The sequence below is a fragment of the Sphingomonas sp. HDW15A genome, assembly GCF_011301715.1.
In the GTDB taxonomy this organism is placed as follows: domain Bacteria; phylum Pseudomonadota; class Alphaproteobacteria; order Sphingomonadales; family Sphingomonadaceae; genus Sphingomicrobium.
Map to the genome: position 1 here is coordinate 1,672,165 of NZ_CP049870.1, position 9,557 is coordinate 1,681,721.

At 63.4% G+C, this 9,557-nt stretch carries 14 protein-coding genes; all 14 read right to left on the reverse strand.

What is annotated here, in order from left to right:
- Nucleotides 1-369: a 50S ribosomal protein L14 gene (gene rplN, locus G7076_RS08775; protein WP_166202096.1), complete on the reverse strand. Its 369-nt coding sequence runs from the start codon at nucleotides 367-369 to the stop codon at nucleotides 1-3.
- A 30-nt stretch (nucleotides 370-399) separates the two neighbouring features.
- On the reverse strand, nucleotides 400-747 hold the full coding sequence (gene rpsQ / locus G7076_RS08780) for a 30S ribosomal protein S17 (RefSeq protein WP_166202098.1): 348 nt from the start codon (nucleotides 745-747) through the stop codon (nucleotides 400-402).
- Between the two features lie 14 nt (nucleotides 748-761).
- Nucleotides 762-974 carry a 50S ribosomal protein L29 gene (rpmC, locus tag G7076_RS08785; RefSeq protein WP_166202100.1) on the reverse strand — a complete coding sequence of 71 codons (213 nt, stop codon included), beginning with the start codon at nucleotides 972-974 and terminating at the stop codon, nucleotides 762-764.
- Between the two features lie 3 nt (nucleotides 975-977).
- Nucleotides 978-1,409, reverse strand: a complete 432-nt coding sequence (gene rplP, locus G7076_RS08790) for a 50S ribosomal protein L16 (protein ID WP_166202101.1) — start codon at nucleotides 1,407-1,409, stop codon at nucleotides 978-980.
- A 12-nt stretch (nucleotides 1,410-1,421) separates the two neighbouring features.
- Nucleotides 1,422-2,129 (reverse strand): 30S ribosomal protein S3, encoded by a 708-nt coding sequence (gene rpsC, locus G7076_RS08795; RefSeq protein ID WP_166202103.1) that lies wholly within the window; start codon nucleotides 2,127-2,129, stop codon nucleotides 1,422-1,424.
- Nucleotides 2,129-2,506, reverse strand: a complete 378-nt coding sequence (rplV, locus tag G7076_RS08800; protein WP_166202105.1) for a 50S ribosomal protein L22 — start codon at nucleotides 2,504-2,506, stop codon at nucleotides 2,129-2,131. Before rplV ends, rpsC begins: the two co-directional genes overlap by 1 nt.
- Nucleotides 2,506-2,781: a 30S ribosomal protein S19 gene (gene rpsS / locus G7076_RS08805; RefSeq protein ID WP_166202106.1), complete on the reverse strand. Its 276-nt coding sequence runs from the start codon at nucleotides 2,779-2,781 to the stop codon at nucleotides 2,506-2,508. The genes rplV and rpsS overlap by 1 nt, the downstream gene beginning before the upstream one ends.
- Nucleotides 2,782-2,786: 5 nt before the next feature.
- Nucleotides 2,787-3,623: a 50S ribosomal protein L2 gene (rplB, locus tag G7076_RS08810; RefSeq protein ID WP_166202108.1), complete on the reverse strand. Its 837-nt coding sequence runs from the start codon at nucleotides 3,621-3,623 to the stop codon at nucleotides 2,787-2,789.
- A gap of 3 nt (nucleotides 3,624-3,626) precedes the next feature.
- Entirely contained in the window at nucleotides 3,627-3,941 is a 315-nt protein-coding gene (locus tag G7076_RS08815; protein WP_166202109.1) for a 50S ribosomal protein L23, read from the reverse strand.
- The gene (gene rplD / locus G7076_RS08820; protein ID WP_166202111.1) at nucleotides 3,934-4,560 is read right to left on the reverse strand and encodes a 50S ribosomal protein L4; all 627 of its coding nucleotides are present in this window, start codon (nucleotides 4,558-4,560) and stop codon (nucleotides 3,934-3,936) included. Before rplD ends, G7076_RS08815 begins: the two co-directional genes overlap by 8 nt.
- Before the next feature lie 3 nt (nucleotides 4,561-4,563).
- Nucleotides 4,564-5,463 carry a 50S ribosomal protein L3 gene (rplC, locus tag G7076_RS08825; protein WP_166202112.1) on the reverse strand — a complete coding sequence of 300 codons (900 nt, stop codon included), beginning with the start codon at nucleotides 5,461-5,463 and terminating at the stop codon, nucleotides 4,564-4,566.
- A gap of 220 nt (nucleotides 5,464-5,683) precedes the next feature.
- The gene (gene rpsJ / locus G7076_RS08830; protein ID WP_044450118.1) at nucleotides 5,684-5,995 is read right to left on the reverse strand and encodes a 30S ribosomal protein S10; all 312 of its coding nucleotides are present in this window, start codon (nucleotides 5,993-5,995) and stop codon (nucleotides 5,684-5,686) included.
- Between the two features lie 154 nt (nucleotides 5,996-6,149).
- Complete coding sequence (gene tuf, locus G7076_RS08835) at nucleotides 6,150-7,340, reverse strand: elongation factor Tu (protein ID WP_166202114.1); 1,191 nt, start codon at nucleotides 7,338-7,340, stop codon at nucleotides 6,150-6,152.
- Nucleotides 7,341-7,413: 73 nt separating this feature from the next.
- Entirely contained in the window at nucleotides 7,414-9,507 is a 2,094-nt protein-coding gene (gene fusA, locus G7076_RS08840; protein ID WP_166202116.1) for an elongation factor G, read from the reverse strand.
- Between the last annotated feature and the right edge of the window lie 50 nt (nucleotides 9,508-9,557).

Genomic DNA, 9,557 nt, shown 5'->3' on the forward strand with positions numbered 1-9,557 from the left:
TTAGAGCACCTCCGGCGCAAGGCTGATGATCTTCATGTGCTTCTTCGCGCGAAGCTCACGGACGACCGGGCCGAAGATACGGGTGCCGATCGGCTCCTCGTTCTTGTTGACCAGGACGGCGGCGTTCGTGTCGAAACGGATCACCGAACCGTCGGGACGGCGGATGTCCTTGGCGGTACGAACGATCACCGCGCGGTGAACGTCGCCCTTTTTGACCTTGCCGCGCGGGGCGGCTTCCTTGACGGAGACGACGATGATGTCTCCGACACCGGCCACACGACGCTTCGACCCGCCCAGCACCTTGATGCACTGCACGCGCTTGGCGCCGCTGTTGTCCGCAACGTCCAGGTTGGACTGCATCTGGATCATGGTTCGATCCTACCCTTCTACCAAATCCGCTCAGGCGTCCGCGGCGGCAACGTCTTCGGCCTTGGCCTTCGACTTGCTGCTCTTGGCTGCCTTCGCAGGCTTCTTCTCTTCCGCCTCGGGGGTCTCGGTAACCGCGACTGCGGCTCCGACGCGCTCGAGAACGGCCCAGTTCTTCTGCTTCGAAATCGGAGCACATTCCTGGATGCGAACCATCTCGCCCTCGCGATACGCATTGGCATCGTCGTGGGCATGATACTTCTTCGACAGCTTGATGATCTTGCCGTACAGCGGGTGCTTCACCCGCCGCTCGACGCGGACAACCACAGTCTTGTCGGCCTTGTCCGACACCACGGTGCCGGTGAGGACGCGCTTAGGCATCTTCGTCTACTCCCTTACGCCTGCGCCGACGCGGCATCGCGCGCGCGGGCGGTCTGGATCGTCTTGATGCGAGCGATGGTGCGGCGCACCTCTTTCACCCGCGACGGCTTTTCCAGCTGGTTGGTGGCCGACTGGAAGCGCAGGTTGAACTGCTCGCGCTTCAGGTCGGACAGCTGGGTGGCCAGCTGATCGTCGGTCTTCACCGTCAGATCGTCCTTCTTGGCCATGACTTAGTCCTCCTCAACCAGAGTTTCGCCGAGGCGGGCGACAACCTTGACCTTGATCGGCAGCTTCTCGGCCGCACGCTCGAACGCGGTCTTGGCGAGCGGACCGGGAACGCCGTCCAGCTCAAACAGGATGCGGCCGGGCTTGACCCGGGCAACCCAATACTCCGGCGCGCCCTTACCCGAGCCCATGCGGACTTCGGCGGGCTTCGACGACACCGGAAGATCCGGGAAAATGCGAATCCACAAACGGCCTTGACGGCGAATGTGGCGGGTGATTGCACGGCGGGCCGCCTCGATCTGGCGAGCGGTGATCCGCTCCGGCTCCATGGCCTTGAGGCCGAAGGCGCCGAAGTTGAGCTCCGTACCGCCCTTGGCATTGCCATGGATCCGGCCCTTGAAGGCCTTGCGGAATTTGGTGCGCTTTGGTTGCAGCATTGCTCGGGTTCCTTAGCGGCGGTCTTCGCGCGCCGGGCGGACGCCCGAAGTCTGCGCTTCCATCATCAGGCGGTCCTGGGCGAGCGGATCGTGACCCAGGATCTCACCCTTGAACACCCAAACCTTGACGCCGCACACGCCATAAGCGGTGTGAGCCTGCGCCTCGGCGTAATCGACGTTGCCGCGCAGCGTGTGCAGCGGGACGCGGCCTTCGCGATACCATTCGGTACGCGCGATTTCGGCACCGCCAAGACGGCCCGAGCAGGTGATGCGGATGCCTTCAGCGCCAAGGCGAAGGGCCGACTGAACGGCGCGCTTCATGGCACGGCGGAACGCAACGCGGCGCTCGAGCTGATCGGCAACGCCCTGGGCGACGAGCTTGGCATCGATCTCCGGCTTGCGGATCTCGACGATGTTGAGGCTGACGTCGCTGTCGGTCATCGCCGAAAGCGTCTTCTTCAGCTTCTCGATGTCGGAGCCCTTCTTGCCGATGATGACACCCGGGCGGGCGGCATAGATCGACACGCGGCACAACTTCGCCGGACGCTCGATCACCACCTTGGAGATCGCCGCCTGCGGCAGGTTCTTGAGGATGTACTCGCGGATCTTGAGGTCCTCGAGCAGCAGGCGACCGTAATCCTGGCCTTCCGCGAACCAGCGGCTGTCCCAGGTACGGTTGATCTGCAGCCTAAGGCCGACCGGAGAGGATTTCTGACCCATTACGCTTCTTCCTGCTCGCGCACGACGACGCGGATTCGGCTGAACGGCTTGACGATGCGCGAGGAACGACCGCGGGCGCGGGTCGCAAAACGCTTCATCGAGATCGACTTGCCGACCGAAGCCTCGGCGACGACGAGCGCGTCGACGTCGAGGTTGTGGTTGTTCTCGGCATTGGCGACGGCCGAGGCCAGCACCTTGTAGACATCCTCACTCATGCCCTTGGGCGAGAACTTGAGAATGTTGAGCGCTTCCTCGACCTTGCGGCCGCGGATGAGGCCCGCGACGAGGTTGAGCTTCTGGGCCGAACCACGGATCATGGTTCCGACCGCCAGCGCTTCCTTGTCGCCGACCTTGCGGGGAGCTGCTTGCTTAGACATTAGCGCTTGCCCTTCTTGTCGGCGGCGTGGCCCGGGAAGAAGCGCGTGGGCGCAAATTCACCAAGTTTCATGCCGACCATGTCTTCGTTGACCGATACCGGCACGAACTTGCGGCCGTTGTAGACATTGAAGGTCAGGCCGACGAACTGCGGCAGGATGGTCGAGCGGCGCGACCAGGTCTTGATCGGCGCACGGCCACCCTTGTCCTGAGCGGCTTCCGCCTTCTTCAGGAGCGACAGTTCGACGAACGGACCTTTCCAAACGGAACGAGCCATTACGGTTAGCCCTTCTTCTTCGCGTGACGCGACCGGATGATGAACTTGTCGGTCGCTTTGTTGCTGCGGGTGCGGGCACCCTTGGTCGGCTTGCCCCACGGGGTAACCGGGTGACGGCCGCCCGAGGTCCGGCCTTCACCACCGCCGTGCGGGTGGTCGACCGGGTTCTTGGCGACGCCGCGGGTCAGCGGGCGCTTGCCCAGCCAGCGGGTGCGTCCGGCCTTGGCCAACGTCTGGTTGCTGTTGTCCGGGTTGGACACTGCCCCGACGGTCGCCATGCAGTCTGCGCGGACGTAGCGCTGCTCGCCCGAGTTCAGGCGGACGATGACCATGCCCTTGTCGCGGCCGACGACCTGAACATAGGTGCCGGCGGCGCGGGCGATCTGGCCACCCTTGCCGGGCTTCAGCTCGACATTGTGGACGATCGTGCCGACCGGCATCTGGCCGATTTCCATCGCATTGCCCGGCTTCACGTCGACCTTCTTGCCGGCGACGACCGAGTCACCCGGCGCAAGACGCTGGGGCGCGATGATGTAGGCCTGCTCGCCACCCTCGTAGGTGATGAGCGCGATGAACGCGGAGCGGTTCGGATCGTACTCGAGACGCTCGACGGTCGCGACTTTGTCCCAGGTGCGGCGCTTGAAGTCGATGATCCGGTACTTCTGCTTGTGGCCGCCGGCGATACCGCGCGACGTCACGTGGCCCTTATTGTTACGGCCACCGGTCTTGCGCTTGCCTTCGGTCAGCGCCTTGACGGGCTTGCCGCGCCAGAGCGACGACTTATCGACGAGGATGAGACCGCGGCGGGCCGGGCTCGTCGGCTTATATTGCTTGAGTGCCATCGGTTAGATCCCGCTCGTGATGTCGATCGAATTGCCCTCGGCGAGGGTCACGATCGCCTTCTTCGAATCCGACCGCTGATAGGGCTTGCCCTTCCAGCGCTTGCTCTTGCCCTTGGAGACGATCGTGTTGACGCCGGTCACCTTGACGTTGAACAGCGCTTCCACGGCCGCCTTGATCTCGGGCTTGGACGCGTCGTTCGCGACCTTGAACACGACCGCGTTATTCTCCGAGAGGAGTGTCGTCTTCTCGGTGATGTGCGGCGCGAGCACGATGTCATAGTGGCGGTTGTCGACCGCCGACTGCTGCTTCTTAGCCATTGAACCGGGCCTCCAGCTTCTCGACCGCGGCGCGGGTCAGGACCAACGTCTCGTGGCGGAGGATATCGTAAACATTTGCGCCGACGGCGGGCATCAGGTTGATGCTTTCGAGGTTCGAGCTGGCGCGGGCGAAGCTCACATTTAGCGCGTCGCCGTCCATCACCAGCGCAGTCTTGCCGAAGCCGAGCTTGCTCAGCTTCTCGCGAAGCGCCTTGGTCTTGCCCTCGCCCAGGTCGAGATTGTCGAGGACGATGAGGTTGCCCTCCTTCGCCTTCGAGCTGAGCGCCATCTTGAGGCCGAGCGCACGAACCTTCTTGTTGAGGCTCGAGGTAAAGACGCGGGCCCGCGGACCATGCGCCTTGCCGCCGCCGATGAAGATCGGGGCACGGCGATCGCCGTGACGAGCCGTACCGCCACCCTTCTGGCGACCGAACTTCTTGCCGGTGCGGGCAACGTCGCTGCGCTCACGCGCAGGACGAGCCGGTGCACGGCGATTGATCAGCTGCCAGGTCACCACACGGTGAAGGATGTCGGCGCGGGGCTCGACGCCGAAAACGGCATCGTCGAGCTGAATGTCGCCGCCAGCCTTGGCATCAAGGGTCTGAACCTTGACCTTCATGACTTAGCCTTCCTTGCTCTCGTCGGCCGCCGGGGTTTCACCCTCGGCCGAACCGGCATCGTTATTCTCTTCAGCGCCAGCCGCTTCGGCTTCCGCCGCAGCTGCACCGGCTTCCTGCTCGGCCGCGATCGCCGCGACCTCGTCGTCGCCCGGAAGCGCCGGGATTTCGTGGACCGCGGCGTCGTCGACTAGGCCCGCAGGAGCCTCTTCGATCGGAGCCTTTGCCTTCGGGTCGAACAGGCCGGCGGGGTACGGCGCTTCTTCGTGGCGCGGAAGCTTGATCGCATCGGCGATCGTCAGCCAGCTGCCCTTGTGGCCAGGGACCGAGCCCTTGACGAAAATCAGGCCGCGAGCGGCGTCCGTGCGGACGACCTCGAGGTTCTGCTGGGTGCGGTTGCGGGCGCCCATGTGACCGGCCATCTTCTTGTTCTTGAAGACGCGGCCAGGATCCTGGCGGTTACCGGTCGAACCGTGCGAGCGGTGCGAGACGGAGACACCGTGCGTGGCGCGAAGTCCGCCGAAGCCCCAGCGCTTCATGGCGCCGGCAAAGCCCTTGCCCTGCGTAACTCCGGAAATATCGACCAGCTGGCCGGCAACGAAGTGATCGGCGGAAAGCGTCGCGCCGACATCGAGGAGCGCGTCCTCGGCGACACGGAATTCGACGACCTTCGCCTTGGGCTCGACCTCGGCCTTGCCGAACGCGCCGCGCTGCGGCTTGGCAACGTTCTTCGCCTTGGCCGTTCCGGCCCCCAGTGCGACGGCGGTGTAGCCGTCCCTATCTTGTTCGCGTCGACCGACAACCTGCACATTGTCCAGCTGAAGAACGGTAACCGGCACGTGCCGACCGTCCGCCTGGAACAAGCGGGTCATCCCCATCTTCTTCGCGATCACGCCAGTGCGCATGACCAATAGCTCCCAACAGAGGCCCACGAACCCCGATTGGTTCGCGGGCGTGCAGCCCAGTGATTTGATACGTGCCCCGCTTGGGCCATTCCCATCCCCGAATGGGGTCAGGATGCGGGGGACGCAGTCCGGGTGCCCCGAAAGGCGCCCGCGGTATCCCAAAACTCAGTGCGCTTGCGGGACCGCTAATAAGAGCGATTCAACCGCTGCGCCGTGGCCCTTAGGCCAATTTGATCTCGACGTCCACACCTGCAGCGAGATCGAGCTTCATTAGCGCGTCGACAGTCTGCGGAGTGGGCTGAACGATATCGAGAAGCCGCTTGTACGTGCGAACCTCGAACTGCTCGCGCGACTTCTTGTCGATGTGCGGCGAGCGGTTGACGGTGAACTTCTCGATACGGGTCGGAAGAGGGATGGGGCCGCGAATAAGGGCACCGGTGCGCCGAGCGGTGTCAGCGATGTCGCCCGTGGCCTGATCCAGCACACGATGATCGAACGCCTTCAGGCGAATCCGGATATTCTGCGTTTCCATGTCCACTTACCGATTTGAAAGAGCCTACCCCCTTGTCCGAGAACCTGGGGCTTACATAAAAAACCAAGCGCGACACTGGCCGTTCGGCCGACGCCGCGCATGATCGAAACTGGTTGCGGGCCGCGTGAGAGAATCACGCGGCCCGCGCCCTATATTACTTCGTGATGGTGCCGACAACCCCTGCGCCGACGGTCCGGCCACCTTCGCGGATCGCGAAGCGAAGGCCTTGGTCCATGGCGATCGGAGCGATGAGCTTCACACCCAGCGAAACGTTGTCGCCCGGCATGACCATCTCCGTGCCTTCCGGCAGCTGAACTTCGCCCGTCACGTCGGTCGTGCGGAAGTAGAACTGCGGACGGTAGTTGGCAAAGAATGGCGTGTGACGGCCGCCCTCGTCCTTCGACAGGACATAAACTTCCGCCTGGAAGTCGGTGTGCGGCGTGATCGAGCCCGGCTTGCAGAGAACCTGGCCACGCTCAACGTCTTCACGGCCGATGCCGCGGATCAGCGCACCGATGTTGTCGCCGGCCTCGCCCTGATCGAGCAGCTTTCGGAACATCTCGACGCCGGTGACGGTCGTCTTCTGCGTGTCGCGGATGCCGACGATCTCGACTTCCTCACCGACCTTGATGACGCCGGTTTCGACACGGCCGGTGACGACGGTGCCGCGACCCGAGATCGAGAACACGTCTTCGATCGGCATGAGGAACGGCTTGTCGAGCGGACGCTCCGGCTGCGGGATCCAGTCGTCGACCGCCTTCATCAGCTCCATGATCTTGTCTTCGCCGATTTCCGGGTTGCGGTCTTCAAGAGCCGCAAGCGCCGAACCGGAGACGATCGGAATGTTGTCGCCGTCGAAGCCGCGCTTCGAAAGTTCCTCGCGGATTTCCAGCTCGACGAGCTCGAGCAGCTCGGGATCGTCGACCTGGTCGACCTTGTTGAGGAAGACGACCATGGTCGGAACGCCGACCTGCGCCGCGAGCAAGATGTGCTCCTTGGTCTGCGGCATCGGGCCGTCGGCGGCCGAAACGACGAGGATCGCGCCGTCCATCTGGGCGGCGCCGGTGATCATGTTCTTCACATAGTCGGCGTGGCCCGGGCAATCGACGTGCGCGTAGTGACGAGCAGGGGTCTCATATTCGACGTGCGCCGTCGAAATGGTGATTCCGCGCTCACGCTCTTCCGGCGCCTTGTCGATGTTGGCGAAGTCGACGGCTTCGCCGCCGCCGTGCTTCGACAGCACCTTGGTGATCGCCGCGGTCAGCGAGGTCTTGCCATGGTCGACGTGACCGATGGTGCCGATGTTGCAATGCGGCTTGTTCCGCTCAAACTTTGCCTTCGCCATTTTTAGCCTCTTCTACTTTGAAAATCGGGCGGCTCGCCCTCTTGCGAGCGCGCCCATAGCCATAAAAATCCGGTTACGCCAGCTTCGCCTTCACTTCGTCGGCGACGTTCTGCGGCACTTCCTCGTAATGCGAGAACTGCATGGTGTACTGCGCCCGGCCCTGGGTGAACGAGCGAAGCTGGTTCACATAGCCGAACATGTTCGCCAGCGGCACCATCGCCTCGACGACCTGGGCGTTGCCACGGCTGTCGGTGCCCTGGATCTGGCCCCGGCGACTGTTGAGGTCGCCGATGACGTCCCCGAGGTAATCTTCGGGGGTCACGACCTCGACCTTCATCACCGGCTCGAGCAGCTTGATGCCCGACTTCTGGGCCGCTTCGCGCATTGCGCCGCGACCGGCGATTTCGAACGCCAGAGCCGACGAGTCGACGTCGTGGTACTTACCGTCGAGCAGGCGGATTTCGAAGTCGATGATCGGGAAGCCGATGAGCGATCCAGTCTCTGCCGTCTCGCGCATGCCCTTCTCGACCGACGGGATGTATTCGCGCGGGATGTTGCCGCCCTTGATCTCGTCGATGAAGACGATGCCGCTGCCACGCTCACCGGGAGCGAGCGCAACCTTGACCTCACCGAACTGACCCGAACCGCCCGACTGCTTCTTGTGGGTGTAGGTCAGCTCAACAGGACGGCCCAGCGATTCGCGATAAGCAACCTGCGGAGCGCCGACGTTCGCCTCGACCTTGAATTCGCGGCGCATGCGATCGACCAGGATGTCGAGGTGAAGCTCGCCCATGCCCTTGATGATCGTCTGGCCCGACTCATGGTCGGTCGAAACGCGGAAGGAGGGATCCTCTGCGGCCAGGCGATTGAGCGCGATGCCCATCTTTTCCTGGTCGGCCTTGGTCTTCGGCTCGACGCTGAGCTCGATCACCGGTTCTGGGAATTCCATTCGTTCGAGAATGATCGGCTTGTTCGGATCGCACAGGGTGTCGCCCGTCGTGGTCTCCTTGAGGCCAGCGATAGCGACGATGTCGCCCGCGCTTGCTTCGTCGATGTCCTCACGGCTGTTGGCATGCATCAGCAGCATGCGGCCGATCTTTTCCTTCTTGTCCTTGACCGAGTTGAGGACGGTGCCCTTGCTCAGCTTGCCCGAATAGATGCGGGCGAAGGTCAGCGTTCCGACGAACGGGTCGTTCATGATCTTGAACGCCAGCGCGGCGAACGGCGCGTCGTCGCTCGACGGGCGCTCGTCCTCGGCGTCGGTGTCCGGATTGATGCCCTTGATGGCCGGAACGTCGAGCGGGCTCGGCATATAATCGACCACCGCGTCGAGCAGCGGCTGAACGCCCTTGTTCTTGAAGGCCGAACCGCAAGTAACCGGCACGAAGGCGCGAGCCAGCGTGCCCTTGCGGATCAGCTTCTTGATCGTCGCGACGTCTGGTTCCTGGCCCTCGAGGTAGGCCATCATCACGTCGTCATCCTGCTCGACGACAGTCTCGAGCAGCTTTTCGCGATACTCGGCGGCCTTGTCGGCCAGCTCGGCAGGGACTTCGACATAGTCGAACTTGGCGCCCAGGCTCTCGTCCTTCCAGACGATGCCACGCATGTTGACGAGGTCGACGACGCCCTTGAGGTCGCTCTCCGCGCCGATCGGCAGGTACATGACCAGCGGAGTGGCGCCGAGGCGGTCGATGATCGACTGCACGCAGTAATAGAAGTCGGCGCCGGTACGGTCGAGCTTGTTGATGAAGCACATCCGCGGAACGCCGTACTTGTCGGCCTGCCGCCACACGGTTTCCGACTGCGGCTCGACGCCGGCAACGCCGTCGAACACCGCAACCGCGCCGTCGAGGACGCGCAGCGAACGCTCCACCTCGATGGTGAAGTCGACGTGGCCCGGGGTGTCGATGATGTTGATCCGGTGCTCCGGACCTTGACCGTCCTCCGCCTTCCAGAAAGTGGTCGTCGCGGCCGACGTTATGGTGATTCCGCGCTCCTGCTCCTGCTCCATCCAGTCCATGGTCGCGGAGCCCTCGTGGACTTCGCCGATCTTGTAGGACTTGCCGGTGTAATAGAGGATTCGCTCGGTGGTCGTCGTCTTACCGGCGTCGATGTGCGCCATGATGCCGATGTTGCGATACTTCTCGAGCGGATGGCTGCGGGCCATGACAGGAGCTTCCTTAAGTCTGCAGGGGGCGGGCAACACGGCCCAACCCC

Excerpts from the sequence above, each read along its gene's own strand:
- fusA (WP_166202116.1), bottom strand. The coding sequence starts at position 9,507 with ATGGCCCGCAGCCATCCGCTCGAGAAGTATCGCAACATCGGCATCATG.
- rplV (WP_166202105.1), bottom strand. The coding sequence starts at position 2,506 with ATGTCTAAGCAAGCAGCTCCCCGCAAGGTCGGCGACAAGGAAGCGCTG.
- rplD (WP_166202111.1), bottom strand. The coding sequence starts at position 4,560 with ATGAAGGTCAAGGTTCAGACCCTTGATGCCAAGGCTGGCGGCGACATT.
- rpsC (WP_166202103.1), bottom strand. The coding sequence starts at position 2,129 with ATGGGTCAGAAATCCTCTCCGGTCGGCCTTAGGCTGCAGATCAACCGT.
- rpsJ (WP_044450118.1), bottom strand. The coding sequence starts at position 5,995 with ATGGAAACGCAGAATATCCGGATTCGCCTGAAGGCGTTCGATCATCGT.
- rpmC (WP_166202100.1), bottom strand. The coding sequence starts at position 974 with ATGGCCAAGAAGGACGATCTGACGGTGAAGACCGACGATCAGCTGGCC.
- rpsQ (WP_166202098.1), bottom strand. The coding sequence starts at position 747 with ATGCCTAAGCGCGTCCTCACCGGCACCGTGGTGTCGGACAAGGCCGAC.
- tuf (WP_166202114.1), bottom strand. The coding sequence starts at position 7,340 with ATGGCGAAGGCAAAGTTTGAGCGGAACAAGCCGCATTGCAACATCGGC.
- rplB (WP_166202108.1), bottom strand. The coding sequence starts at position 3,623 with ATGGCACTCAAGCAATATAAGCCGACGAGCCCGGCCCGCCGCGGTCTC.
- G7076_RS08815 (WP_166202109.1), bottom strand. The coding sequence starts at position 3,941 with ATGGCTAAGAAGCAGCAGTCGGCGGTCGACAACCGCCACTATGACATC.
- rplC (WP_166202112.1), bottom strand. The coding sequence starts at position 5,463 with ATGCGCACTGGCGTGATCGCGAAGAAGATGGGGATGACCCGCTTGTTC.
- rpsS (WP_166202106.1), bottom strand. The coding sequence starts at position 2,781 with ATGGCTCGTTCCGTTTGGAAAGGTCCGTTCGTCGAACTGTCGCTCCTG.
- rplN (WP_166202096.1), bottom strand. The coding sequence starts at position 369 with ATGATCCAGATGCAGTCCAACCTGGACGTTGCGGACAACAGCGGCGCC.
- rplP (WP_166202101.1), bottom strand. The coding sequence starts at position 1,409 with ATGCTGCAACCAAAGCGCACCAAATTCCGCAAGGCCTTCAAGGGCCGG.